General features: G+C 75.6%; 18 protein-coding genes and 2 riboswitches. Of the genes, 12 read left to right on the top strand and 6 right to left on the bottom strand.

Going from position 1 to position 24,099, the window contains the following annotated elements; genetic code table 11:
* Positions 1-66 precede the first annotated feature (66 nt).
* Entirely contained in the window at positions 67-579 is a 513-nt protein-coding gene (locus tag EDD32_RS11925; RefSeq protein ID WP_123917761.1) for a type III secretion system chaperone family protein, read from the top strand.
* Positions 576-1,154 (top strand): type III secretion system chaperone family protein, encoded by a 579-nt coding sequence (locus tag EDD32_RS11920; protein WP_170175275.1) that lies wholly within the window; start codon positions 576-578, stop codon positions 1,152-1,154. The genes EDD32_RS11925 and EDD32_RS11920 overlap by 4 nt, the downstream gene beginning before the upstream one ends.
* A gap of 25 nt (positions 1,155-1,179) precedes the next feature.
* Here EDD32_RS11920 and miaB read toward each other — a convergent pair whose 3' ends face one another.
* Complete coding sequence (gene miaB, locus EDD32_RS11915; protein ID WP_123917757.1) at positions 1,180-2,787, bottom strand: tRNA (N6-isopentenyl adenosine(37)-C2)-methylthiotransferase MiaB; 1,608 nt, start codon at positions 2,785-2,787, stop codon at positions 1,180-1,182.
* A 104-nt stretch (positions 2,788-2,891) separates the two neighbouring features.
* Positions 2,892-2,986: riboswitch (glycine riboswitch) on the top strand.
* Between the two features lie 4 nt (positions 2,987-2,990).
* Positions 2,991-3,079, top strand: a riboswitch (glycine riboswitch).
* A 54-nt stretch (positions 3,080-3,133) separates the two neighbouring features.
* Here miaB and gcvP point away from each other — a divergent pair.
* From gcvP to EDD32_RS11880, 7 genes are all read left to right on the top strand, one after another.
* Positions 3,134-6,013: an aminomethyl-transferring glycine dehydrogenase gene (gcvP, locus tag EDD32_RS11910; protein WP_123917755.1), complete on the top strand. Its 2,880-nt coding sequence runs from the start codon at positions 3,134-3,136 to the stop codon at positions 6,011-6,013.
* Between the two features lie 13 nt (positions 6,014-6,026).
* Complete coding sequence (gcvT, locus tag EDD32_RS11905) at positions 6,027-7,145, top strand: glycine cleavage system aminomethyltransferase GcvT (protein ID WP_123917753.1); 1,119 nt, start codon at positions 6,027-6,029, stop codon at positions 7,143-7,145.
* 184 nt (positions 7,146-7,329) lie between these two features.
* Positions 7,330-8,118: an amino acid ABC transporter ATP-binding protein gene (locus EDD32_RS11900; RefSeq protein WP_123917751.1), complete on the top strand. Its 789-nt coding sequence runs from the start codon at positions 7,330-7,332 to the stop codon at positions 8,116-8,118.
* 43 nt (positions 8,119-8,161) lie between these two features.
* Positions 8,162-9,031 (top strand): glutamate ABC transporter substrate-binding protein, encoded by an 870-nt coding sequence (locus tag EDD32_RS11895; RefSeq protein ID WP_123917749.1) that lies wholly within the window; start codon positions 8,162-8,164, stop codon positions 9,029-9,031.
* A gap of 109 nt (positions 9,032-9,140) precedes the next feature.
* A complete protein-coding gene (locus EDD32_RS11890) occupies positions 9,141-9,821 on the top strand; it encodes an amino acid ABC transporter permease (RefSeq protein ID WP_123920504.1) in 681 nt (226 codons plus the stop codon).
* Complete coding sequence (locus EDD32_RS11885; RefSeq protein ID WP_123917747.1) at positions 9,818-10,687, top strand: amino acid ABC transporter permease; 870 nt, start codon at positions 9,818-9,820, stop codon at positions 10,685-10,687. The genes EDD32_RS11890 and EDD32_RS11885 overlap by 4 nt, the downstream gene beginning before the upstream one ends.
* A gap of 10 nt (positions 10,688-10,697) precedes the next feature.
* Complete coding sequence (locus tag EDD32_RS11880; protein ID WP_123917745.1) at positions 10,698-11,573, top strand: aminotransferase class IV; 876 nt, start codon at positions 10,698-10,700, stop codon at positions 11,571-11,573.
* A 114-nt stretch (positions 11,574-11,687) separates the two neighbouring features.
* Here EDD32_RS11880 and EDD32_RS11875 read toward each other — a convergent pair whose 3' ends face one another.
* The 4 genes from EDD32_RS11875 to EDD32_RS11860 all read right to left on the bottom strand — a co-directional run bounded on the left by EDD32_RS11875 (position 11,688) and on the right by EDD32_RS11860 (position 14,707).
* Positions 11,688-12,245, bottom strand: coding sequence for a regulatory protein RecX (locus tag EDD32_RS11875; RefSeq protein ID WP_123917743.1), 558 nt, complete (start codon positions 12,243-12,245; stop codon positions 11,688-11,690).
* Positions 12,246-12,249: 4 nt separating this feature from the next.
* Positions 12,250-13,299, bottom strand: coding sequence for a recombinase RecA (recA, locus tag EDD32_RS11870; protein WP_123917741.1), 1,050 nt, complete (start codon positions 13,297-13,299; stop codon positions 12,250-12,252).
* A 233-nt stretch (positions 13,300-13,532) separates the two neighbouring features.
* Positions 13,533-14,138, bottom strand: coding sequence for a DUF937 domain-containing protein (locus EDD32_RS11865; RefSeq protein WP_123917739.1), 606 nt, complete (start codon positions 14,136-14,138; stop codon positions 13,533-13,535).
* Between the two features lie 335 nt (positions 14,139-14,473).
* Positions 14,474-14,707 (bottom strand): DUF3046 domain-containing protein, encoded by a 234-nt coding sequence (locus tag EDD32_RS11860; RefSeq protein WP_123917737.1) that lies wholly within the window; start codon positions 14,705-14,707, stop codon positions 14,474-14,476.
* Positions 14,708-14,769: 62 nt separating this feature from the next.
* Between EDD32_RS11860 and EDD32_RS11855 the strand changes: the two genes are divergently transcribed.
* Positions 14,770-19,614 carry a DEAD/DEAH box helicase gene (locus EDD32_RS11855; protein WP_123917735.1) on the top strand — a complete coding sequence of 1,615 codons (4,845 nt, stop codon included), beginning with the start codon at positions 14,770-14,772 and terminating at the stop codon, positions 19,612-19,614.
* A gap of 4 nt (positions 19,615-19,618) precedes the next feature.
* Here the strand turns inward: EDD32_RS11855 and EDD32_RS11850 are convergent, their stop codons facing one another.
* Positions 19,619-21,865 (bottom strand): GNAT family N-acetyltransferase, encoded by a 2,247-nt coding sequence (locus EDD32_RS11850; protein ID WP_123917733.1) that lies wholly within the window; start codon positions 21,863-21,865, stop codon positions 19,619-19,621.
* A gap of 149 nt (positions 21,866-22,014) precedes the next feature.
* Between EDD32_RS11850 and EDD32_RS11845 the strand changes: the two genes are divergently transcribed.
* The gene (locus tag EDD32_RS11845) at positions 22,015-23,256 is read left to right on the top strand and encodes an MFS transporter (protein ID WP_123917731.1); all 1,242 of its coding nucleotides are present in this window, start codon (positions 22,015-22,017) and stop codon (positions 23,254-23,256) included.
* A complete protein-coding gene (locus tag EDD32_RS11840; RefSeq protein WP_123917729.1) occupies positions 23,249-24,073 on the top strand; it encodes a DNA-formamidopyrimidine glycosylase family protein in 825 nt (274 codons plus the stop codon). The genes EDD32_RS11845 and EDD32_RS11840 overlap by 8 nt, the downstream gene beginning before the upstream one ends.
* Positions 24,074-24,099: the final 26 nt, after the last annotated feature.

Raw genomic sequence — 24,099 nt, 5'->3', positions numbered from 1 at the left:
GTTCCTGCACGCCGGTCAACCTACCCCGACCGGCCGGCCGGGAGGACCGCGGACTACCCTCGTCGTATGAGCGCGGCGGCGGAGGACGGCCGGGGCCGGGCCTCGGGCCCGGGCGCCGCGGACGCGGGCGCCCGGACGGCGCGGGACGTGGTCCACCCGCTGACGAGGGAACGGGTCGTCGCCGCCCTGGACGACCTGGGGTACCCGTGGTTCCGCGACCGCGCCGGCGACGTCGGGGCCATGTGGGCGCAGGCCGTCTTCCACGTCTACCTCCTCGGGCCGGAGGAGAACGTCCTCCAGGTCCGCGCGACGTGGCACCGCCGCCTGGCGATCGAGCGGCTCGCGGAGGTCCTGGAGCTGGTCGACGGCTGGAACCGGGACTTCGTCGGGCCCAAGTGCTACGTGCGGGTGCTCGACGACGGCATGGTCAGCGTCGTCGCCGAGGTGTCGACCCCGCTGGCGGCGGGCGTGAGCGAGGACCAGCTCACGACGCTCGTGCGCCGCGGCATCGGTCAGGGCATGCGGATGATGCACGACCTCGAGCAGGCCTACCCCGACCCGGCCGGTCGTGCGCCGTGAGGCTGCGACGGTGGCTGCGCGCCGTGCGTGGGCAGGCCCGGGCCGTGCCGGTGCGCGGGTCCGACCTGGCGACGACGGTCCGGGTGCTGCGCAGCGCCGGCTCGGTGCGGCGCACGTCCCCGGCCGCGCTGACCGGTCCGCTGCGCGCGACGACCCCGGTGACGCCCGAGCGGGTGCACGACGTCGTCGTCGACCGGGGCTACCACGTGCGTACCGAGCCGGACGGCTCCGTCGACGGGCTGTGGGACGGGTACCGGTTCCAGCTGCGCCTGGCCGGGGAGGAGGCCGACTTCCTCAGCGTGCGCGGCACGTGGGGGCGGGCCGTGCCGGAGGAGTACGCCGGTGCGCTGGCCCAGGCCGTCAACGACTGGAACCGGGACAAGATCTGGCCGACCGTGTACACGGCCGACTCGCCCGAGGGACCCGTGGTGCGCACCGAGGTCCTCGTCGACGTCGGTGCCGGCGCGACCGACCGTCAGCTCCTGGAGATCATCGAGGGAGGGCTGTCCGCCGGGGTGCAGTTCTTCCAGGCGCTCACCCGCTCGGTCCCGCCCGTCGGCGGGGACGAGCCGTAGCCCGCCCGGCGACGTCGCGGACGACTCAGCGGCGCCGGACGGGGATGCCGAGGCTGACGGGTCCGGCGGGGGCCGGCTCGCCGTGCCCGTGCGGCTCCTCGGCGAGCCCGGCCCGGCGCGCCCAGGCGTCGCCGGCCCGGGTGCGCCGCATCGCGTAGGTGCCGCCCGCGAGGGCGGAGTCCGCCACGAGGTGGTGCGGCGCCCCGTGCGTGACGGTCGCGGTGAGCATGTCGCCCGGGCGCGGCCGGTCCGCCTCCGCCAGGTCGACGGGCAGGGCGACGTGGACGAGGCGGTTGTCCGCGGCGCGGCCCGTGACGCGGTGGGTGGCGCCGTCCTTGCGCCCCTCTCCCTCGGCGACGAGCACCTCGACGGTGCGGCCGACCTGCGCCTCGTTCTCCTCGGTGGAGATGCGCTGCTGGAGGGCGGCCAGGCGCTGGTAGCGCTCGGTGACGACGTCGGCGGGCACCTGGTCGTCCCGGTCCGCCGCGGGGGTGCCCGGGCGCGGGGAGTACTGGAAGGTGAACGCCGAGGAGAACCGCGACGCCGCGACGACGTCGAGCGTGGCCTGGAAGTCCTCCTCGGTCTCGCCCGGGAACCCGACGATGATGTCGGTGGTGATCGCGGCGTCGGGGATGGCCGCCCGCACCCGGTCGAGGATGCCCAGGAAGCGGTCCGAGCGGTAGGACCGGCGCATCGCCCGGAGCACGGCGTCGGATCCGGACTGCAGCGGCATGTGCAGGGACGGCATGACGTTGGTGGTCTCTGCCATGGCGGCGATGACGTCGTCGGTGAACGCCGCGGGGTGCGGGGAGGTGAACCGGACCCGTTCGAGGCCCTCGATCCGGCCCGTCGCGCGCAGGAGCTTGGCGAAGGCCCCCCGGTCGCCGAAGCCGACGCCGTAGCTGTTGACGTTCTGGCCCAGCAGCGTCACCTCGATCGCGCCCTGCCCGACGACGGCGCCGACCTCGGCCAGGACCTCGCCCGGCCGGCGGTCGCGCTCCTTGCCGCGCAGGTGCGGGACGATGCAGAAGGTGCACGTGTTGTTGCAGCCCACCGAGATCGACACCCACGCGGCGTAGGCGGACTCGCGGCGGGTGGGCAGGGTGGAGGGGAAGACCTTGAGGGACTCCTCGATCTCGACCTGGGCCTCGGCGTTGTGCCGGGCCCGCTCGAGCAGGGCCGGGAGCACGTCGAGGTTGTGGGTGCCCAGGACGACGTCGACCCACGGCGCCTTCTCGACGATGCCCGTGCGCATCTGCTGCGCGAGGCACCCGCCGACGGCGATCTGCATCCCTGGCCGGCCGCGCTTGACCGAGGCGAGCTGGCCGAGGTTGCCGAAGAGCCGGGTGGCGGCGTTCTCGCGCACGGAGCAGGTGTTGATGATGACGACGTCCGCGCCGCCGTCGCCGGCGTCGGTGGCCCGGGCGGCAGCCTCGGGGACCTCCGCCACGGGGACGTAGCCCCGCTCCTCGAGCATGCCCGCGAGCCGCTCGGAGTCGTGGACGTTCATCTGGCAGCCGAGGGTGCGCACGAGGTAGGTGCGCGGCGCCGCGGCGGCCGCCGGTGCGGGGGCCGCCGGACCTGCTGCGGGGCCGGGCGGCGTGAGGGCGTGGGCGGGCGGAGCGGCAGTCATGATGGCCCAGTCTAGGCACCGGTGGACGGCGGTCCCCGGGGCCGGGCCCGACGTGGGAGACTCGGGCACGGCGGGACCGCCGCCGCGACAACTGCACACGCCGACGACCCGCGGCGGGAGAGTCCCGCAGCACCCGTGCGGGCGCCGTAGGAGCAACTCCTCCCAGGAATCTCTCAGGCACCCACACCGCCGCGGTCAGGCACCTCTGGAGAGCAGCGCGGCCGGCCGGGCGGCGCTCACCGACGGGGCAACCGGGCCGCGGCCCGGAAATCTCTCAGGTCACGTGACAGAGCGGGGAGGACCTCGACGCCGGCGCGCCCGCGCGCCCCCGACCCGGGAGCCACCCATGACCGAGCACACCACCCCGACCACCGCCGCGGACCGCGGCGCGGACTTCCTCCGCCGGCACGTGGGGGCCGGGCCGGACGACGTGGCCGTGATGCTCGACGCGCTGGGGCTGCCCGACCTCGACGCCCTCGCCGACGCGGCCGTCCCCGCGGGGATCCGCCAGCAGCGTCCGCTCGACCTGCCGCCGGCGCGCTCCGAGAGCGAGGTTCTCGCCGACCTGCGCGCCCTGGCGGCACGCAACACGGTGCGCGTGCAGATGATCGGTCAGGGCTACCACGAGACGATCACCCCGCCGGTGATCGAGCGCAACGTGCTGCAGTCCCCCGCCTGGTACACCGCCTACACCCCGTACCAGCCGGAGATCTCCCAGGGCCGGCTCGAGGCGCTGCTGAACTTCCAGACCATGGTCGAGGACCTCACCGGCCTGCCGGTCGCCAACGCGTCCCTGCTCGACGAGGCGACCGCCGTCGCCGAGGCCGTGCTCCTCATGCGGCGGGCGAACCGGGCCCACGCCGACGGCGCCGTGGTCCTCGACGCCGACCTGCTCCCCCAGTCCGTCGCCGTCGTCCGCGGCCGGGCCGCGGCGATGGGCATCGACGTCGTCGTCTCCGACCTCTCCGCGGGCCTGCCCGACGGCGACCTCGCCGGGGTGGTCCTCCAGCAGCCCGGCGCCTCCGGTCGGGTGTGGGACGTCTCCGCCGTCGTCGCCGAGGCGAAGGGCCGCGGCGCGATGGTCACCGTCGCCGCCGACCTCCTCGCCCTGACCCTCATCACCCCGCCCGGGGAGCAGGGCGCGGACATCGCCGTCGGCTCCAGCCAGCGCTTCGGCGTGCCCCTGTTCTTCGGCGGGCCGCACGCGGCGTACATGGCGGTCCGCTCCGGGCTGGAGCGCAACCTGCCCGGCCGGCTCGTGGGGGTCTCGCGCGACTCCGCCGGCGAGCCCGCCTACCGCCTCGCCCTGCAGACCCGCGAGCAGCACATCCGCCGGGAGAGGGCCACCTCCAACATCTGCACCGCGCAGGCGCTCCTCGCGGTGGCGGCGAGCATGTACGCCGTCTACCACGGCCCCGAGGGGCTGCGCGCCATCGCCCGGCACGCCCACGACGCCGCCCGCACCCTCGCCGAGACCCTGCGCGCCCACGGCGTCGAGCTCGTCCACGACTCCTACTTCGACACCCTCACCGTCCACGTGCCCGGCCGCGGGCCCGCGGTGGTCGCCGCCGCCGAGACCGCCGGGGTGAATTTGCGCGCCGTGGGGCCCGACCACGTGGGCGTGTCCTGCGCGGAGACCACGACCGAGGAGCACCTCGTCGCCGTCGCGGCGGCCGTCGGGGTGGACGACGCCGCCGCCGCGGTGCCCGCCGCCCGGGCCCGGCTCGACGGGGGCGTCGCGTTCGACCCGGCGCTGACCCGCACGTCGGCCTTCCTCACCCACCCGACCTTCCACCGCCACCGGTCCGAGACGCAGATGCTGCGCTACCTCCGGCGCCTCGCCGACAAGGACCTGGCGCTGGACCGCACGATGATCCCGCTCGGCTCGTGCACGATGAAGCTCAACGCCACCGCGCAGATGGAGGCGATGACGTGGCCGGCCTTCGCGGCCGTCCACCCCTTCGCCCCGGACGCGCAGACCGAGGGCTGGCGCGCGCTCATCGCCGACCTCGAGGAGCGGCTGGCTGTCATCACCGGCTACGACCGGGTCTCGGTCCAGCCCAACGCCGGCTCCCAGGGCGAGCTGGCCGGCCTCCTGGCGATCCGCGGCTACCACCGTGCGCGCGGGCAGGGGGCACGCGACGTCTGCCTCATCCCCGCCTCCGCCCACGGCACGAACGCAGCCTCCGCGGTGCTGGCAGGCATGAAGGTGGTCGTCGTCGCCACGGCCGCGGACGGCACCATCGACCACGCCGACCTGGGCGCCAAGATCGAGGCGCACGCCCAGGACCTCGCCGCGATCATGATCACCTACCCCTCCACGCACGGCGTCTACGACGGCGACGTGCGCGAGGTGTGCGACGCCGTGCACGCCGCCGGCGGCCAGGTCTACATCGACGGCGCCAACCTCAACGCGCTCGTGGGCCTGGCCCAGCCGGGTGCGTTCGGCGGGGACGTGTCCCACCTCAACCTCCACAAGACCTTCGCGATCCCCCACGGCGGGGGCGGTCCGGGGGTCGGCCCGGTCGCGGTGCGCGAGCACCTCGTGCCCTTCCTCCCCGGCGACCCCACCGACGAGGCCGCCGGCGGCGGGGCACCGGTCTCGGCGAGCAGGTTCGGCTCCGCCGGGGTGCTGCCGATCTCCTGGGCGTACATCGCCCTCCTGGGCGGCGAGGGCCTCACCACGGCGACGAAGGGCGCGCTCCTCACGGCGAACTACGTGGCCCGCCGCCTCGACGCGTCCTTCCCGGTGCTGTACACCGGCGCGGGCGGCCTGGTCGCCCACGAGTGCATCCTCGACCTGCGCGAGCTCACGGCCCGGACGGGGGTGACCGCCGAGGACGTGGCCAAGCGCCTCATCGACTACGGGTTCCACGCCCCGACGCTCGCCTTCCCGGTGCCCGGCACCCTCATGGTCGAGCCCACCGAGAGCGAGGACCGGGGCGAGCTCGACCGCTTCGTCGACGCCATGGTGGCCATCCGCGCCGAGATCGACCAGGTCGCCGCCGGCGAGGTCCCGGTCGCACGCAGCCCGCTGCGCCTCGCCCCGCACACCGCCGCCGACCTCGTCGGGGAGTGGGACCGGCCCTACGGCCGGGAGCGGGCGGTCTTCCCCCTGCCCGCACTGCGACACGACAAGTACTTCAGCCCGGTGGGGCGCATCGACGGCGCGCACGGCGACCGCAACCTCGTGTGCTCCTGCCCGCCCCTGACGTCCTACTCCTGAGAGGGTCAGTGCCATGAGCGACCTCCGCACCGCCCTGCACGCCGAGCACGCCGCCCTCGGGGCGTCCTTCACCGACTTCGGCGGTTGGCAGATGCCGCTGAAGTACGCCTCCGAGCTGGCCGAGCACCACGCGGTGCGCCGCGCCGCCGGCCTGTTCGACCTCAGCCACATGGGCGAGGTGTGGGTGGGCGGGCCCGGGGCCGCGGCGTTCCTCGACCACGCGCTGGTCGGGAGGCTCTCGGCCGTCGCCGTGGGCCGGGCGGGGTACTCCCTCCTGTGCGCCGAGGACGGCGGCATCGTCGACGACCTCATCACCTACCGCCGTGCCGAGGACCGGTTCCTCGTCGTCCCCAACGCCGGCAACGCCGCCGTCGTGGCCGCCGAGCTCGCCCGCCGCGCCGAGGGCTTCGACGTCACGGTCGACGACGCGTCGGCCGCCACCTCCCTCGTCGCCGTCCAGGGCCCCGCCGCCGCAGGCGTCGTCGCGGCCCTGGTGCCCGCGCAGCACCGGGCCGAGGTCGCGGACCTGCGCTACTACGCGGCGACCGAGCTGCCGGTGGCCGGCGTGGAGGTCCTGCTCGCCCGCACGGGGTACACCGGCGAGGACGGCTTCGAGCTGTTCGTGGCCGACGACGACGCGGCGGTGGTGCTGTGGCGCGCCCTCCTCGAGGCCGGGGCCCCCGCCGGTCTCGTCCCCGCGGGTCTGGCCGCCCGAGACTCGCTGCGCCTGGAGGCCGGGATGCCGCTGTACGGGCACGAGCTGACGCGCAGCACCGACCCCTTCGCGGCGGGCCTCGGCGCGGTGGTCGACCTGACGAAGCCGGCGTTCGTGGGACGGGAGGCGCTCGAGGCCGCGCGCACCGCCCACGAGGCCGGTGCGCGCCGGGTCCTCGTCGCCCTCGAGGGCCGCGGGCCCCGGGCCGGCCGGGCCGGCTACCCGGTCCTGGCCGGCGGGACCGTCGTCGGGGAGGTCACCTCCGGCGCGCCGAGCCCCACCCTGGGTCGGCCCGTCGCCCTCGCCTACGTCGACCCCGCCCACGCGGCGGTCGGCACCGCGGTCGAGGTCGACGTGCGCGGCCGCGCCCAGCCGTACGACGTCGTCCGCGGGCCGTTCTACCGCCGTCCCCGGTAGCCGGACGGCTCGGCGCGAGCGACAGCCCTCCGGACGGCGAGCGCCGGCGTGACCGGAGGGCCCGGGCCGCGACGCGGAAAAGTCCGAAAGGCCAGGTCAACTGCGGGTCAAGACGCGCTATTGTGGCCAGACTGTTACCGACTCGTCACCGACGACGAATCAATCCGTAGCTAGGTTGACGCCCATGGCCCACCCGCACGACCCCCCCGCGGCGACCGAGAACGCCGAGCGCCTCGGCGGACCGCTCGTCGTCCTCACCGACGTCAACAAGCACTTCGGCGAGCTGCACGTCCTCAAGGACATCGACATGACGGTGCGCCGGGGCGAGGTCGTCGTCGTCATCGGTCCGTCCGGGTCGGGCAAGTCCACCCTGTGCCGGGCCATCAACCGCCTGGAGCCGATCGACTCCGGCACCATCTCCATCGACGGCAAGGAGCTGCCCGCCGAGGGCAAGGACCTCGCCCGGCTGCGGGCCGACGTCGGGATGGTCTTCCAGTCGTTCAACCTCTTCGCCCACAAGACGATCCTGGAGAACGTCACCCTCGGTCCCACCAAGGTCCGCGGCCTCAAGGGTCACGAGGCGAAGAAGCAGGCGATGGACCTCCTCGAGCGGGTCGGGGTCGCCAACCAGGCGGGCAAGCACCCCGCCCAGCTCTCCGGCGGGCAGCAGCAGCGCGTCGCGATCGCGAGGGCGCTGGCCATGCGGCCCAAGGTCATGCTCTTCGACGAGCCGACCTCCGCGCTCGACCCGGAGATGATCACCGAGGTCCTCGACGTCATGACCTCCCTCGCCCGTGAGGGGATGACGATGATCGTCGTCACCCACGAGATGGGGTTTGCCCGCAAGGCCGCCGACCGCGTGATCTTCATGGACGCCGGCCAGATCGTCGAGGAGGCCACCCCCGAGGAGTTCTTCACCAACCCCCGCTCCGAGCGGGCGAAGGACTTCCTGTCCAAGCTGCTCAGCCACTGACCATCCGCACGGCCCCACCCGGGGAACGAGAAGAGGAGACGACATGCGACGCACGCGCACAGCAATCGCCCTGAGCCTGGCCGCGGCTCTGACCCTGGCCGCCTGCGGCGGCGGGGGCGACGACGAGCCCGCCGAGGGTGGCGGCGCCGAGGAGACCTCCGCGGCGGGCGGGGACGGTGGTGGCGAGGGCGTCACCATCGGCATCAAGTTCGACCAGCCCGGCCTGGGCCTGCAGGAGGGCGCGGAGTACACCGGTTTCGACGTCGACGTCGCCCGTTACGTCGCCGACAAGCTGGGTTACTCCGAGGACCAGATCGAGTTCGTCGAGTCGATCTCCTCCCAGCGCGAGACGCTGCTGGAGAACGGCTCGGTCGACATGATCTTCGCGACCTACTCGATCACCGACGCCCGCAAGGAGCGCGTCGCCTTCGCCGGACCGTACTTCGTCGCCGGTCAGGACCTCCTGGTCGCGGCGGACGACGAGGAGATCACCGGCCCCGAGGCCCTGTCCGGGAAGGTGCTGTGCTCCGTCGAGGGCTCCACGTCCGCCGAGCGCATCCGTGACGAGTACGCCGAGGACGTCGAGCTCTACCCGGCGCAGACCTACTCCGAGTGCGTCGAGCTCCTCAGCGCCGGCACGGTCGACGCCGTGACGACCGACGACATCATCCTCGCCGGCTTCGCCGCGCAGGACCAGTACGAGGGCCAGTTCAAGGTCGTGGGCAACACCTTCTCCGAGGAGAACTACGGCGTGGGTCTGCCCAAGGAGAACGACGTCTGCGAGGACGTCAACGCCGCCATCACCGAGATGATCGAGGACGGCACGTGGGAGGAGCTCCTCGCCGAGCACACCCCTGAGGGGTTCACCCCCGACGCGAGCCTCAACCCGCCCGAGGTCGACGGCTGCGCCTGACCGAGGAGAGGTGCGCCGGGACGCCAGTCGCGTCCCGGCGCACCCGTCCGGGCCCTGAGCGGCCCCTCGACCCACGAAGGAGGACCGGGTGAGCGGATACCTCGCCGACATGGGCGAGCTGCTGGGCTCGTACGACATCCTCGGCGCGTTCCTCGTCAACGTCCGCCTGACCCTGTGGTCCGCCTTGTTCGCGTTCGTCCTGGGGACGGTGCTGGCGGTCATGCGCGTCTCCCCCGCCCCCAGCCTGCGCTGGGCCGGCGCCGCGTACGTCAACACCGTGCGCAACATCCCCCTGACGCTCATCATCCTCGCCGCCTCCCTGGGCCTGTGGGGCCAGCTGGGGGTGGAGCTGGCCGGGCGCGACAGCGGCGACTTCATTGCCACCAACAGCTTCCGCCTGGCGGTGCTGGGACTGTCGGTCTACACCGCGGCCTTCGTCTGCGAGGCGCTGCGCTCCGGCGTCAACACCGTCCCGGCCGGGCAGGCCGAGGCCGCCCGCGCGATCGGCCTCGGCTTCGGCGCGACGATGCGGCTGATCATCCTGCCGCAGGCCTTCCGCGGGGCGATCGCACCGCTGGGCAACACGCTCATCGCCCTGGCCAAGAACACGACCGTCGCCCAGGCGGCCGGCGTCGTCCAGGCCGCGTCGGTGATGAACACGATGATGGAGTTCCGGCCCGACCTGGCGGTGGCGATCTTCCTCATCATCGCGCTGGGCTGGGTGGCGATCGTGCTGCCGACCGGCCTGGTCACGACCCATCTGTCCCGCCGGCTGGGGGTGGCCCGATGAGCTCGGTGATCTTCGACGCGCCGGGGCCGCGCGGCCGGCGCCGCATCATGGCCGTCAACGTCGTCGGCGTCCTCGTCGTCCTGGGCGTCCTCGCCTGGGTGGTGTGGGGCCTGGCCCGGCAGGGCCAGCTCACGGCGACGAAGTGGGAGCCCTTCGCCACCGCGTCGGCGTGGGAGAACTACCTCCTCCCTGGCCTCGTCGCCACCCTCAAGGCGGCGGCCATCGCGATCGTCACCGCGAACGTCTTCGGCCTCCTCTTCGGCCTGGGCCGGCTCTCCGAGCACGCGGCGCTGCGCTGGGTCTCGGGGGCGGTCGTGGAGTTCTTCCGCGCCGTGCCGGTCCTCATCATGATGCTGTTCTTCTACAACGTCTTCGCCTTCTCCGGCGCCGTCGGCGACCCGGCCTTCTACGGGGTCGTCGTCGCGCTGACCCTGTACAACGGCTCGGTCATCGCCGAGCTCGTCCGCTCCGGCGTCCACAACCTGCCCCGCGGGCAGCGCGAGGCCGGCCTCGCGATCGGGCTGACGCCGGCCGCGAGCCTGCGTCTGGTGGAGCTGCCGCAGGCGCTCATCGCGATGATGCCCTCGATGATCAGCCAGCTCGTCGTCATCCTCAAGGACACGGGCCTGGGCTATCTCATCAACTACGCCGAGCTGCTGCGGCAGGCCCGGCTGCTCGGGTCCTCCAACGCCAACCTGCTGCCGGCCCTCATCGTGGCCGCGGTGCTGTTCATCGCCATCAACTACACCCTCACGACGGTGGCCGAGCGGGTCGCACGCCGCCTGGACAACCGGGTCGCGGGCGGCGCCACGATCCAGGAGCCCTCCATCGAGATGGAGACGCCGATGCCCCGGAGCCGCACGTGAGGACGAGGGCGTGAGCACCCCGGGCGTGCTCGTCCTCATCGACGAGCCCCGCCACGGTCACCCCGACCGGCCGCTGCGCCGGGTGCCCGCCGACGAGCCGCACATCCTCGTGACCGACCTCGGCATCACCCGCGGCGACGGCGTCTTCGAGACGGTGGGGATCGCCGCCGGCCGGCCCCAGGCCCTCGACGCCCACCTCGCGCGCCTCGCACGCTCCGCCACGCTCCTGGAGCTGCCGCCGCCGGACCTCGGCGTCTTCCGCGCCGCCACGCTGGAGGTGGCCGACGCCCTCGCGGCCGCCCCGTCGTCGTGGTGCAAGCTGGTCCTGACCCGTGGTCCGGAGGGGGCCGACCGCGCCACCGGATGGGCGTACGGCGAGGTGAGCCGCGACTGGCCCGAACGCACCGACGGCATCGCGGTCGTGACGCTCACGCGGGGGTACGCCTCGGACGTCACGACCTCCGCACCATGGCTCCTCCAGGGCGCGAAGTCGCTGTCCTACGCACTCAACCGGGCGGCCCTGCGCGAGGCGCAGCGTCGCGGGGCCGACGACGTCGTCTTCACCAGCACCGACGGCTACGTGCTCGAGGGCCCCACCTCGACGGTCGTGCTGCGGCTCGGCGGAGAGCTGGTCACCCCGCCGGTCGAGGCCGGGATCCTGCCGGGCACCACGCAGGCCGACGCGTTCGAGCTCCTGGCCGCGCGTGGCGCGGCCACCCGCACCCGTCCGGTGCGGGTGGCCGAGCTCGCGGACGCCGACGCCCTCTGGCTCATGAGCAGCACCCGGCTGGCCGCACCGGTGCGCGAGCTCGACGGCCGGCTGGTCGCCGTCGACGTACGCCTCACCGCCGACATCAACGACGCCCTCGCCGCCCGGACCTCCTGAGGCGCGGAGAACCTGACCCGGCCGCCCGGCCCGGCACCGCCCGGCCCGGCACCGCCCGGCCCGGCACCGCCCGGCCCTGCACCGCCCGGCCCGGCGTCCCGACGCCTGGGCGCTCTACTCCTCCTCGGCGAGGACGGTCTCGACCGCGCGCATCGCGACTCCCGCCGGGAAGCCCTTGCGGCCGAGCAGCGCTGCCATGCGCCGGCGCCGGACCTGTGCGTCGAGCCCGCGCGTCGAGCGCGCCTTCTTGCGCACGAGCGCCAGGGCGGCGGCCTCCTCGTCGGCGTCGTCCACCTGCTCGAGGGCACCCGCCGCCACGTCGGGCGCGATGCCCTTGCGCCGCAGCTCCTCGGCCAGGGCGCGGCGGGCGAGGCCCCGCTCGGCGTGGCGGGTGCGCACGAGCATCTCGGCGTAGGCGCCGTCGTCGACGAGCCCGACCTCGGTGAACCGGTCGAGCACCCGGCCCGCGACGTCCTCCGGGACGTCGCGCCGGGCCATCGCGACCTCGAGCTGGGCGCGGCTGCGCGGCGCGGCGGTGAGCTGGCGCAGGGCGATCGTCCGCGCCACCTCCTCGGCGTCGGGCTCACGGTCCTGCGCGGCGGAGCCGGCGGGCGGGGGCTCGAGCTCGGCCCGTCGCCGCCCGCCACGCCGCCGCGGGGTGGGGTCGGTCATCGGATCAGAAGTCGACCGCGACCTCGTCGACGTCGGCCGGCACCTCTGCCACCGCCTCGCCGATCCCGAGCTTGGTGAGGATCTTCTTCTCGATCTCCTCGGCGAGCTCGGGGTTGTCCTTGAGGAACTGGCGGGACTTCTCCTTGCCCTGCCCGAGCTGGTCGCCCTCGTAGGTGTACCAGGCGCCGGACTTGCGCACGATGCCGTTCTCGACGCCGAGGTCGATGAGCCCGCCCTCACGGGAGATGCCCTGGCCGTAGAGGATGTCGAACTCGGCCTGCTTGAACGGCGGGGCCATCTTGTTCTTGACCACCTTGACGCGGGTGCGGTTGCCCACCGCGTCGGAGCCCTCCTTGAGGGTCTCGATGCGGCGCACGTCGAGGCGGACCGAGGCGTAGAACTTCAGCGCCTTGCCGCCGGTGGTGGTCTCGGGCGAGCCGAAGAACACCCCGATCTTCTCGCGCAGCTGGTTGATGAAGATGGCCGTGGTCCCCGAGGCCGAGAGCGCACCGGTGATCTTGCGCAGCGCCTGGGACATGAGGCGGGCCTGGAGGCCCACGTGGGAGTCACCCATCTCGCCCTCGATCTCCGCCTTGGGCACGAGGGCGGCGACGGAGTCGATGACGACGATGTCCAGCGCCCCGGAGCGGATGAGCATGTCCATGATCTCCAGCGCCTGCTCACCGGTGTCCGGCTGGGAGACGAGGAGGGCGTCGGTGTCCACGCCGAGCTTCTTGGCGTACTCGGGGTCGAGGGCGTGCTCGGCGTCGATGAACGCGGCGATGCCGCCGGCGCGCTGGGCGCTGGCGACGGCGTGCAGGGCCACGGTGGTCTTGCCGGAGGACTCCGGGCCGTAGATCTCCACGACGCGGCCGCGCGGCAGCCCGCCGATGCCCAGCGCGACGTCGAGGGCGACCGACCCTGTGGGGATCACCTGGACCTTGGGCCGGGTGTCGTCACCCAGGCGCATGACCGACCCCTTGCCGAACTGGCGGTCGATCTGGCTGAGCGCGGCCTCCAGGGCCTTGCTGCGGTCTGCTACGGGAGCGGGCATGTCAACTCACCTCTCGGTGCACGGGCGCCCCGATGGGCGGCCCGTTCGGATCGGACAGGGCTGGTCTGTGGCAGGGCCCGCCCTCTCCGGACGGCTACCTGCTGGCGACGCTATGCCCGACCACTGACATCCGTCAGCGGGCCCTCGCACTCCTGTGGAAACCCGCCGCCGTCGGCGCCTGGGAAGACCCTACGACGAACGGTTGTTCGAAGCCAGCTCCGACACGCCGCGTGTCAGCGCCGGCCGCCGCCGAGCAGACCGTCGAGGAGACCGCCGAGCCCGCCGAGGCCTCCCCCGCCGCCGGAGCCGCCGAGGAGGTCGCCGAGGATCTGGTCGAGCCCGCCGCCCGAAGGGCCCCGCCCGCCGCCCTCCTGGCCGCCCATCCGCCTGGCGAGGTAGGACATGACGATCGGCGCGAGGATCGGCAGCAGCCTGGCGACGAGCGCGCCTCCGCCGAGCCCACCGGCACCACCGAGAGGGGCGGCACCGAGCCCGCCCGCGCCGAGGGTGGCCGCACCGCGGAGCGGGGCGGCCTCCTCCAGGCGCCCGGTGACGTCGTCGGTGCGGTCCCCGAAGACGTGCCGCACGATCTTCTCCCCGTCCGCGGTGTCGACCTCGTCCAGGTCCACCCCGCCCTCGACGAGCGAGGCGGGGTGACGCTCGACCGCGGCGCCGAGGGAGGCCGCACCGGCGGGGTCGGCGGCGTTGGCCCGCATGCCCCCCAGGAGCGCGGGCAGGGCCTGACGGGCGGCCTTCTCCGCCGTCGCCTCGTCCACGCCCAGGCGCCCGGCCAGGTCGGCCATGGGGATCTGCCCGATGATGTCGTCCACGGCGCTCACGGTCACTCCTCGTCTCCCGCCGCCCGGCCGGGCGGTCCGTGCTCACGAGCCTAGACACGCCGACGGCGTCGCGCGCACGGGCCGGCGTCGGGCAGGTCCGGGCGCGGCGCGTCCGGTGAGTCGGTCGTCGGAGGGCCGGCGGTCGCGGTGCGTCACGCGCTCCCGGGGTGAGTCAGCAGCGACCGGGTCGAGTCAGCGGCCCCGCACCGGCGACCTCACCCCGGAAGCCCCGACCTCACCCGGACCCCAGGACCTCACCCGGAGCCCGCGCGTCACCGCGGCGCACGTCCACGCCCCACGACTCCGGCCCGGGACGGGCAGGCGTGACCCGCCGGTCAGGCCGAGCGGTCCTTGCGCGGCTCCCGGCGGTGACGCCAGCGGGTCGCGTCGTCGAGCTCCATCTCGTCGCAGACGGCGTCCCACACGGCGCGGGGCGCGACGCCGTCGGCCAGCGCCCGGGCCGCGGTGCGACCGCCGAGCGCGGCGAGGACGAGATCCTCGGCGACCGAGCGGCCGTGGCCGGCACCGAACGTCGCCTCGAGGACCTGCCAGAACTCCGAGTGCTTCACGCCCCCACCCTCCCACGCCGCCCGGCGCCCCGCCGGGCGCGATGTCGGCGGCGGACGGCACAATGACGCTCGTGCCGTTCTCCGAGCCGACCCAGGCGTGGTTCGACGGCGCCTTCGCGGCGCCGACGGCGGCGCAGACGGGCGCGTGGGAGGCCATCGCCTCGGGCGAGCACGCCCTCGTCGTCGCCCCCACGGGCTCGGGCAAGACGCTCGCGGCGTTCCTCTGGGCGATCGACCAGATGCTCACCGGGGAGGTCCCCGAGCCCCAGGAGCGGTGCCGGGTGCTCTACGTCTCCCCCCTCAAGGCCCTGGCCGCCGACGTCGAGCGCAACCTCCGCTCGCCGCTGGTGGGCATCTCGCAGGCGGCGGCGCGGCTCGGCCGGCCGGTGGCCGACGTACGGGTGGGCGTGCGCACCGGCGACACCCCGGCGGCCGAGCGCCGGCGCCTGGGCACCCGTCCGCCGGACATCCTCATCACGACCCCGGAGTCGCTCTACCTCGTCCTGACCTCCTCGGCCCGGGAGGGGCTGAGCGGGGTGCGCACCGTCATCCTGGACGAGGTCCACGCCGTGGCCGGCACCAAGCGCGGGGCGCACCTGGCGGTGAGCCTGGAACGGCTCGACGCGATGCTGCCCGCCCCGGTCCAGCGCGTGGGCCTCTCGGCCACCGTCCGGCCCGTCGGCACGGTGGGCACCTTCCTCGCCGGTCACCGCCCGCTGGCCGACGGCGGCCGGCCCGTGCGGGTGGTCGAGCCCGGGTCCACCAAGGAGCTGCGCGTCGACGTCGTGGTGCCGGTCGAGGACCTCGCCGACCCGGCGGCGACGCCCCTGCGCACACCTCCGCGGCCGGACGACGGCGCCGGCGGCGGGCGGATCGGTGGTCCCGCGTCGGCCGGGGAGCCGGACCTGTCCGGGGATGCGGCCGGTGCCCTGCCCGAGCTGTCCCGCCCCTCGGTGTGGCCGCACCTGACCGAGCGGGTCGTCGACCTCGTCGCCGCGCACCGCAGCACCATCGTGTTCACCAACTCCCGGCGCTCCGCCGAGCGGCTGACCGCGCGGCTGAACGAGGAGTGGTCGGCCCGCCGCAGCGGGGCCGGCGGGCTGGCGGTGCTCGACGACCAGGGCGGTGCGTGGGCGGCCGCCGCGCCCGGGCAGTCCGGCACCGCCCTGCCCGCCGAGGAGGTCATCGCCCGCGCGCACCACGGCTCGATGAGCCGGGAGGAGCGGGTTCGGACCGAGACGGCCCTGAAGTCGGGCACGCTGCGCGCCGTGGTCTCGACGTCCTCCCTCGAGCTCGGCATCGACATGGGCGCGGTGGACCTCGTCATCCAGGTCGGGGCGCCGCCCTCGGTGGCCTCGGCCCTGCAGCGCATCGGCCGCGCCGGCCACCAGGTGGGCGCGGTCTCCCACGGCGTCGTCCTGCCCACCCACCGCGGCGAGCTGCTCCCGTCGGCGGTCACCGCCGCCCGCGCACGGTCCGGGCTCATCGAGGAGATCCACGTCCCGGCCAACCCGCTGGACGTCCTCGCCCAGCAGGTCGTGGCGATGCTCGCCGTGGAGGACCTCGCCGTCGCGGACCTCACCGCCCTCGTCCGCCGGGCGGCCCCGTTCGCGACGCTCGGGGAGCGTTCGCTCACCGCCGTCCTGGACATGCTCGCGGGCCGCTACCCCAGCGAGGACTTCGCCGAGCTGCGACCCCGCGTCGTCTGGGACCGCACCACCGGCACGCTGCGCGCCCGCCCCGGGGCCCTGCGCCTGGCGGCGACCTCGGGCGGGACCATCCCCGACCGGGGCATGTTCGGCGTCTACCTCGCGGGCGGCCCTCCCGCCCAGGACGGGTCTGCGAGCGGGTCCGCGGTCACCGCGGGCGCGCGGGGCGGGGGGCGCCGTGTCGGCGAGCTGGACGAGGAGATGGTCTACGAGTCGCGGGTGGGCGACACGTTCACCCTGGGCACGAGCACGTGGCGGATCGAGGCCATCACGCCGGACCGGGTCCTGGTCACCCCGGCCCCCGGGCAGCCGGGCCGCCTGCCCTTCTGGAAGGGTGACTCCCCGGGGCGCCCGGCCGAGCTGGGCCGCGCCCTCGGGGCCACCACGCGCGACCTGCTCGCCCACCTCGACGACGGCGGTGCCGACCGGTCGCTCGACGAGGCCGGGCTGGACCCGTGGGCGCGGACGAACGTGCTCGCCTACCTGGCGGAGCAGCGGGAGGCGACCGCGACCCTGCCCGACGACCGCACGATCGTCGTCGAGCGGTTCCGCGACGAGCTCGGGGACTGGCGGGTCGTCATCCACAGCCCCTACGGCGCGCGCGTGCACGCGCCGTGGGCGATGGTCCTGGCCGCCCGGCTCCAGGAGTCGACCGGGATGGACGTCAACGCCTCCCCCGCCGACGACGGCATCGTCCTGCGCCTGCCCGACATTGAGGCCGGCGACGGCGGGCCGCTGGACCTGGCCGACCTCCTCCTGGACCCGGCGGAGGTCTCCGGCTCCGTGGTGGCGGCGCTGACCGGGTCGGCGCACTTCGCCGCCCGGTTCCGCGAGGGCGCCTCCCGGGCGCTGCTGCTGCCGCGCCGCCGGCCGGACCGGCGCCAGCCGCTGTGGCAGCAGCGTCACCGCGCCGCCCAGCTCCTCGCCGTCGCGGCCCGCTTCCCCGACTTCCCCATCGTGCTCGAGGCCGTGCGCGAGTGCCTCCAGGACGACTTCGACGTGCCCGCCCTCACCGAGCTCATGCGCCGGGTCGAGGCACGGGAGGTGCGCCTCGTGGAGGTCTCCACCCCCGGCCCGTCGCCCTTCGCCCGGTCCCTCCTCATGGGCTACGTCGCCCAGTTCCTCTACGACGGCGACGCACCCCTGGCCGAGCGGCGCGCGGCCGCCCTGGCGCTGGACCCGGCCCTCATGGCCGAGCTCGTCGGTTCCGAGCTGGGCGACCTCGCGGACCTCCTCGACCCGGCGGCGGTCGCGGAGGTCTCCGCCGAGGTGGGGCTCCGCACGGAGAACACCCGGGCGAAGGACGCCGAGGGCCTGGTCGACCTCGTCCGCCGGCTCGGTCCGGTGTCCACGCCCGACCTCACCCTCCGCGCGGCCGATCCCGCCGCGGTGCCCGGGTGGCTCGACACGCTCGTCGCGGAGCGGCGTGTCATGGCCGTCCGGGTGGCGGGCACCCAGCAGTGGGCGGTCACCGAGGACGCCGGCCGGCTGCGTGACGCCCTCGGCACAGCGCTGCCGCTCGGTCTGCCCGACGCCGTCCTCGCCCCCGTGCCCGACCCGCTCGGCGACCTCGTCCGCCGTCATGCCCGCACGCACGGTCCCTTCACCGCCGCGGAGGTGGGTGCACGGCTGGGCCTGGCGCCGGGAGCGGTGGCGCCCGTCCTCGCTGAGCTGGTGCGCACAGCCGTCGTCGTCACGGGCCGCCTCGTCCCGGGCGAGGACGTCGCCGTGCAGTTCTGCGACGCCGAGGTCATGCGACGGATCCGGCGACGGACCCTCGCCCACCTGCGCAGCGAGGTCGAGCCCGTGGCCCCGCAGACCCTCGCCGTCTTCGGTCCCCGCTGGCAGCACGTGGCGCCCGTCGGCTCGCGCCCCGACCTGCGCGGCACGGACGGCGTCCTCGCCGTGGTCGACCAGCTCGCCGGCGCCCGTCTGCCGGCGTCGGCGCTGGAGTCCCTGGTCCTGCCCGCCCGGGTGCGGGACTACACCCCGGCGATGCTCGACGAGCTCACCAGTGCCGGGGAGGTGCTGTGGGTGGGGGCCGGGGCCCTGCCCGGCGTGGACGGTCAGCTCACCCTCCTGCCGGCCGACGCCGTCGCCGACCTCGCACCAGCTCCCGGTGACGTCCCGCTGGGCGAGGTCCACGAGCACCTCCGCACGGTCCTCGCGGCCGGCGGGGGCCGCTTCTTCCGCGAGCTGCTCCCGGAGGGTCCCGTCGCCGCGGCGCCCGCGGAGGTCCTCGACGCGCTCTGGGACCTCGTGTGGGCCGGCCTCGTGACCAACGACACGCTCGCCCCCGTGCGCGCGCGGCTCGGTGGCGGGCGTCCCAGCCACACCGCCGCGCGCGTGCCGGCGCGCGCCCGGTCGATGCGGCCCGGCGCGTCCCTGCGCCGCTCGGCCCTGTCGAGGGTGGCGGTCGCGGGGAGCCGGCCGGGTGGGGCGCAGCCGCCGGCCGCGGCCGGCCGGTGGTCGCTCGTCCGGCCGGGAGACCTCGGCGCCGCCGAGCCCACCGAGCCCGCCGACGAGCGCACGCGCCGGGCGACCGCCCTCACCCTCGCCCTGCTCGAGCGGCACGGCGTCCTGGTCCGCGGCGCCGCGGGCCTGGAGGACCTGCCCGGCGGGTTCAGCGCGGCCTACCAGGTGCTGCGCCACCTCGAGGACTCGGGCCAGGTGCGCCGCGGTTACCTCGTCGAGGGTCTGGGTGCGGCACAGTTCGCGCTGCCGGAGGTCGTGGACCGGCTCCGCGGCGACGCCGCCGAGGTCGCCGCTCGGCGCTCCGCCGCGGACGACCCGGGCCGGCAGCCCGCGCCGCGGGTCCACCTCCTCGCCGCCACCGACCCCGCCAACCCCTACGGCGCCGCGCTGGCGTGGCCCCCGACGAGCGCGGGCGAGGGGCACCGGCCCGGGCGCAAGGCCGGGGCGGTCGTCGTCCTCGTCGACGGGACGATGACCCTGTACGTGGAGAGGGGCGGGCGCACCCTGCTGTCCTTCACCGACGACGACGAGCTGCTCGTTCCCGCGGCCGAGGCGCTGGCCCAGGTGGCGGGCACGGGTGCGCTCGGGGCTCTCACGCTTCGTCAGGTGGACGGCGTCGGCGCCCTCGAGAGCCAGGGGCCGCTGGGGCTCGCCCTGGCCGGGGCCGGCTTCGGCCCCACCCCGAAGGGCCTGCGGCTGCGCGTCGCACCCGCCCGGCGCTGAGGCCCTACGGCCGCAGCCACCTCGCCAGCCACGCTCGCGCCCCCGCCGACGCGCCACGGTGGGCCAGGTGCCCGTCGGGGCGGACCAGCAGCGCACCGTCGGGGCGCGCCAGCCCGAGCCGCTCGAGGTCGGCTCCGTCCCGCACCACCAGCACGTCCGGCTCGGCCAGGGTCGGTCGCTGCGCGCCGGGACCGACGACGTGCAGCACCCGCAGGTCGCCGCGGCGCACCAGACCCCCGAGGCCGCCGAGGTCGCCCGGGGCCGGGCCGTGGTCGCCGTCAGGCCGCACCGGGCGCCCGGCGAGCAGGAGATGGAACGCCGGGCGGGCCAGCGCCCCGTGGAGCGTGGCCGGGCCCCCGCCCACGAGCGGGACTACCGGGAGCCGGTCCCCGGCCCGGAGACGTCGCCCCGACGGCCCGCCCCACGCTCGCTGGTGATGGCGGGTGGGGTCGCCTGCCAGGGGGCTGCCCCGGTAGGAGATCGTCAGCTGGGCGACCACCCTGAAGCCGAGGGCCGGCACGCGACGGGCGCGCAGCACCACGGCCAGCAGCCGCGGCGCCACGTGGGCCCGGGCCAGCCGCACCGCGGGGGCGGTCGAGGTGGCGACGGTGAAGGCACGGTCGGTCATCCGCAGCACGCGGCGCGCGACGGGCATCCGCTCGGCCTCGTACGTGTCGAGCAGGTCCGGTGCCGCCCGCCCCGTTGCGACCAGCGCGAGCTTCCACCCGAGGTTGACCGCGTCCTGGATCCCGGTGTTCATGCCCTGGGCGCCGGCCGGGCTGTGGACGTGGGCGGCGTCCCCGGCCAGGAGCACGCGGCCGGCCCGCAGCCGGCTCGCTCGCCGGCGCGCCAGCCCGAACGCCGAGAGCCAGACGGGGTCGTGGAGCCGTACGCCGCTGGTGTGCGCGTCCACCAGCGCCTGGACCTCGGGGAGGGTGACCTCGGCACCGTGGGGCGCACCCGCACGCCGCATGGCCACGATGCGCCACGGGGCGGGCTGCTCGATCGGGAACATCAGGAGCATCCCGTCGCGGCCCACGTAGGCGTGCGCCGCCCCGGGGGCCGGGCCGTCGGCCGCGACGTCGGCCAGGACGAAGGACTGCGGGTAGCGCTCGCCGAGGAAGGCGATGCCGGCGAGGTCTCGCACGGTGCTCCGGGCACCGTCGCAGCCCACGACGTACCCCGCCCGGACCACCTGCTCCTCGCCGTCCGGCCCGCGCAGCCGGCAGGTCACCCCCCGGGCACCCGCACTGAGGCCCGTCAGCTCGACCTCGCGCTCGGGGGCCAGACCGCCCCCGGCGAGGTGGTCGATGAGGACCTGCTCGGTGCGGGCCTGGGAGAGGAAGAGCAGGAACGGGTACGGGGTGTCCAGTCCCGTCCCCGACAGCGGCACGACGGCCGTGCGGCGTCCGAGGTGGACGGCCAGCCGCACCGCCGGGTTGCCCTCGGCCACGAGCGCGGCCGTGATCCCCAGCGGGGCGAGGACCTCCATCGTCCGCGGCTGGACCGCGAGCGCACGGGACTCGTGCGCACGGTCGGCGCCCCGGTCGACCAGTCGCACGCGCGCGCCGTGCGCGAGCAGCTGGGCGCACAGCGCGAGGCCGGTCGGGCCGGCACCGACGACGAGGACGTCGACCTCGGGACCGGTGCGATCGGCGCCGGCGGCGCGACCCGTGCCGTGGCCGACGTCGGCAGGGCCGGCTCGGTCCGGCCGATCCGCCGGTCCCACCGGGCGGACCGGACGCTCGAGGACCACCTCGAGGCCGTCCTCGTCGTCCCACTGCTCGCCGACCCGGACGAAGCCCAGCGGTGCGACGGTGGCGAGGGAGGCGGCGTTGTCCGGGCTGATCGAGGCCCGGACGGTGCGCACGCGCGGGTCCGCCGCGGCCAGGGCCAGGAGGGCGCGCACAGCGGCCCGGGCGTGCCCACGCCGGCGGTAGGCCGGGGCGATCGAGTAGCCGATCTCCACCATCCCGGCAGCGTCGGGCGGTCCGTGGAAGCCGGCGTGCCCGACCACCTCGCCGGACGGGGACAGCACCGCCGCGCGGGCCACCCAGGCCGCGGCCTCGGGGTCCTCCCGGATCTGGCCGAGCCGCAGCCGCCACAGGCTCACCGCGCGCGGCGTGAGGAAGAACTCCGTCAGCGGCAGGCCGGACGCGGCGCGGGCCGCCGCGAGGTCCCCGTCGGCCAGTGCGGCCAGGGCAGCCACCGGAAGCGGCACGAGGTCGACGGTGGAAGGGGTCCTCGCCACGCCTCATCATGGCACGGAGCGGTTACACACTTTCCGTGCACAACTATCGTGCGCAGGGTGAGCCGACCTCGCACCCTGCGCCCGGACGCCCGCGCGATCCGGCTCGCCGAGACCGGGCTGGTGCACGCCTTCCCCCAGGGCGACCCACCATGACCCTGACGCCCCGGTCGGCCACGCGCCGCTTCCTGCTCGTCAGCGCCCTGCGCTGGCTCCCCGTGGGGCTCGTCATCCCGGTCACCGTCCTGCTCCCCCTCGAGCGGGGACTGAGCCTGACCGAGGTGGGCACCGTGGCGGCCCTCCAGGGCGCCGTGGTCCTGGCGCTCGAGCTGCCCACCGGCGGGCTGGCCGACTCGCTCGGCCGCCGTCGGGTGCTCCTCCTGGCCGCGTTCGTGGGCGCCGTCGCCCTGGGGGTCCTCCTCGCCGCGGAGACGGTCGCGGCGTTCGCGGTGGTCTGGGCCCTCCAGGGTGTCCACCGGGCGCTCGACAGCGGCCCGCTCGAGGCCTGGTACGTCGACGCCGTCCAGGCCGCGGACCCGGCTGCGCCGATCGAGAAGGGTCTCAGCGCCCAGGGGACGGTGCTCGGCGTCGCGATCGCCGGCGGCGCCCTGGCGGGCGGCGCGCTGGTCGCCTGGGACCCGCTTCCCGGCGTCGAGGCTCTCGCGGTGCCGGTCGTGGCAGCGCTGACGGTCCAGGTCCTCACGGTGGTGGGCATCGCGGTGGCGCTGGTCGAGGAACCGCGTGGGCGGGTCTGGCGCTCGCTGTCGGCGACGCCGCGGGCCGTCGCCGACGGCGTCCGCCTCCTGCGCGGCTCCGCCGTGCTCGCGGCTCTCGTCGCCGTCGAGCTCACCTGGGGCTTCGGCCTCGCCGCGCTCGAGAGCCTCACGCCGGTCCGGCTCGCCGAGGTGATCGGCGACACCGAGGCGGCGGCCGCGCTGACCGGACCCGCGACGTCGGCCGCGTGGCTCGTCTCCGCGGCCGGCGCGGCACTCCTCCCGGCGCTCGCGCGGCGCACCGGGCTGGCACCGGCGGCCGCCCTGCTGCGGATCCTCCAGGGGATCGCCGTCGTCGGGATCGGGCTCGTCGCGGGCGTGGCCGGGATCGTCGCCGCGTACCTTGTGGCCTATGTGGCCCACGGCGCGTCCAACCCGGCGCACATGACCCTCCTGCACCGCCAGGTCGGCCCCGGGCACCGGGCCACCGTGGTGTCCCTGAACTCCATGGCCGCCCAGCCCGCGGGGGCCGTGGGCATCCTCGTGCTCACCGCGGTCGCCGACGGCACCTCGCTCTCGCTGGCGATGCTCATCGCCGCCGCCGCGCTGCTGCTGGGTGCGCCGCTGTACGTGCCGGCCTGGCGGCAGGCCCGGTCCTCGAGGCGGGCCGCCGGTGCCTGAGGGGGACATCGTGGTGCGGGTCGCCCGCCGCCTGGACGCCGCGCTCGCCGGCCAGGTCCTCGCTCGCGCCGAGCTGCGCTGGCCGGACCTCGGTGGGGTCGACCTCGTCGGGCGCCGGGTGCTGGGCCATGCCACGGCCGGCAAGCACCTGCTGACGCGGCTCGACGACGGCCGCACCCTCCACACGCACCTGCGCATGGACGGGCTGTGGCGGATCGTGCGCACCGGCGACCTCGCCGCCGGCAGGTCACGGGTGGACCGGTCGCCCCGCGTGCGGGCCGTGCTGGGCACCCCGGCCTGGACCGCGCTGGGCATCGACCTGGGCCTCATGAACCTCGTCCCCACGGTGGAGGAGCACCGGGTGGTGGGTCACCTCGGGCCGGACGTCCTCGGCGCGGACCTCGACGTCGCCGCGGCGGGGCGCCGGATCCTCGACCAGGGCGACCGCGACGTCGGCGAGGTCCTCCTCGACCAGCGCGTCGTCGCCGGCCTGGGGACGATCTACATGGCCGAGAGCCTCTGGGCGCACCGGGTCTCGCCGTGGGCGCCCGCCGGTGACCTCGGCGACACCGCGGCCGCGGTGGTCGCGACGGCCCGGGCCCTCATGCTGCGCTCGGTCACCGCGCGCACCCCGCGAGCCACCGACGACCCGCGCCGCAGCACCAACGTCCACGGCCGGGACCGGCGACCGTGCCCGCGCTGCGGGACCCCGGTCGCGCTGGGCGAGGTGGGACGGGCCCCGACGGCGCGACGGGCGTTCTACTGCCCGCACTGCCAGCCCGTTCCCGTCGGCCGGGCCGCCACCGACGCACGCTGACGCCGAGACGCCGAAGATCCTGCCAG

This window comes from Georgenia muralis, from assembly GCF_003814705.1.
Classification (GTDB): Bacteria; Actinomycetota; Actinomycetes; order Actinomycetales; family Actinomycetaceae; genus Georgenia; species Georgenia muralis.
Note: the sequence above shows the minus strand (reverse complement) of the source record. Positions and strands in the feature narration are given on the sequence as shown.

What these genes read in the sequence shown, in the direction of transcription:
- miaB (WP_123917757.1), bottom strand. Translation starts at nt 2,787, where the DNA reads ATGACTGCCGCTCCGCCCGCCCACGCCCTCACGCCGCCCGGCCCCGCA.
- EDD32_RS11895 (WP_123917749.1), top strand. Translation starts at nt 8,162, where the DNA reads ATGCGACGCACGCGCACAGCAATCGCCCTGAGCCTGGCCGCGGCTCTG.
- EDD32_RS11890 (WP_123920504.1), top strand. Translation starts at nt 9,141, where the DNA reads ATGGGCGAGCTGCTGGGCTCGTACGACATCCTCGGCGCGTTCCTCGTC.
- EDD32_RS11845 (WP_123917731.1), top strand. Translation starts at nt 22,015, where the DNA reads ATGACCCTGACGCCCCGGTCGGCCACGCGCCGCTTCCTGCTCGTCAGC.
- EDD32_RS11875 (WP_123917743.1), bottom strand. Translation starts at nt 12,245, where the DNA reads ATGACCGACCCCACCCCGCGGCGGCGTGGCGGGCGGCGACGGGCCGAG.
- EDD32_RS11885 (WP_123917747.1), top strand. Translation starts at nt 9,818, where the DNA reads ATGAGCTCGGTGATCTTCGACGCGCCGGGGCCGCGCGGCCGGCGCCGC.
- gcvP (WP_123917755.1), top strand. Translation starts at nt 3,134, where the DNA reads ATGACCGAGCACACCACCCCGACCACCGCCGCGGACCGCGGCGCGGAC.
- gcvT (WP_123917753.1), top strand. Translation starts at nt 6,027, where the DNA reads ATGAGCGACCTCCGCACCGCCCTGCACGCCGAGCACGCCGCCCTCGGG.
- EDD32_RS11855 (WP_123917735.1), top strand. Translation starts at nt 14,770, where the DNA reads ATGACGCTCGTGCCGTTCTCCGAGCCGACCCAGGCGTGGTTCGACGGC.
- recA (WP_123917741.1), bottom strand. Translation starts at nt 13,299, where the DNA reads ATGCCCGCTCCCGTAGCAGACCGCAGCAAGGCCCTGGAGGCCGCGCTC.
- EDD32_RS11925 (WP_123917761.1), top strand. Translation starts at nt 67, where the DNA reads ATGAGCGCGGCGGCGGAGGACGGCCGGGGCCGGGCCTCGGGCCCGGGC.
- EDD32_RS11900 (WP_123917751.1), top strand. Translation starts at nt 7,330, where the DNA reads ATGGCCCACCCGCACGACCCCCCCGCGGCGACCGAGAACGCCGAGCGC.